This is a genomic window from Pseudomonas sp. 51_B, assembly GCF_017491595.1.
Classification (GTDB): Bacteria; Pseudomonadota; Gammaproteobacteria; order Pseudomonadales; family Pseudomonadaceae; genus Aquipseudomonas; species Aquipseudomonas promysalinigenes.
In genome coordinates, this window is the sequence record NZ_JAFGYW010000403.1 from 1 (window position 1) to 447 (window position 447).

The window sequence follows — 447 nt, forward strand, 5'->3', positions numbered from 1 at the left end:
GGGCGACCGGATCCTTGCCCGCTTCGTCATTCTCGCGGGAGGTCCGCTCAGCCGGCCGAAGCTGCCGGGCATTCCCGGCATCGAGACCTTCAAAGGTCACAGCTTTCATACCAGCCGGTGGGACTACGGCTACACCGGCGGCAACGCCGATGGCGGCCTGACCGGACTTGCCGACAAGCGCGTCGGCATCATCGGCACCGGTGCCACCGCCGTGCACTGCGTGCCGCATCTCGGCCGTTCGGCAAAGGAGCTCTATGTCTTCCAGCGCACGCCGTCGGCGATTGGCGTGCGCGATGATCGCGCGACCGATCAAGGCTGGGCGGATAGCCTGACGGCGGGCTGGCAGCGCGAGCGCATGGACAATTTCACCGCCGTGATCTCGGGCGAGCCGTTCGAGCGGGACCTGGTGCAGGACGGCTGGACCGGCCTGCTCGATCACCTTCAGCG

General features: G+C 67.6%; 1 pseudogene. It reads left to right on the forward strand.

Annotated features, from left to right (window positions below):
• A pseudogene (locus J5M56_RS25440) lies at positions 1–447 on the forward strand (hypothetical protein); the annotation flags it as partial.